General features: G+C 60.3%; 1 protein-coding gene. It reads left to right on the top strand.

Features of this window, described 5'->3' with window-relative positions; genetic code table 11:
• The coding region (locus BK660_RS30195) for an alpha/beta hydrolase (RefSeq protein WP_473087020.1) at positions 1 to 292 on the top strand (292 nt) is incomplete at both ends.

Below are 292 nucleotides of genomic sequence, written 5' to 3'. Positions count from 1 at the left end.
CGCGACGAGCAATGGCACACGCCCAAACGTGAACTGGACAAGGCCGATCTGCGCGATTACCGCAGCACGCTGGTGCGTGCGGACACCAATCGGGCGTTGCATGCTTGTTCGCAATTCACCGGGGATGTGTTGCTGGTGGAGTCGGAAACCGACGATTACGTCCCGCATGCAGCGATCATGAGTTACCGCGCGGGGTGTCAGCAGACCCATTCATTGACGCACCGGATTATCGACGGTGCCGATCATGCGTTGAGCGAGCCGGTGTCGCAGCAGGCGTACACCTCGATTCTGG

It is taken from the genome of Pseudomonas brassicacearum, assembly GCF_003732265.1.
Classification (GTDB): Bacteria; Pseudomonadota; Gammaproteobacteria; order Pseudomonadales; family Pseudomonadaceae; genus Aquipseudomonas; species Aquipseudomonas brassicacearum_D.
This window is presented reverse-complemented; position numbering and strand designations above follow the sequence as displayed.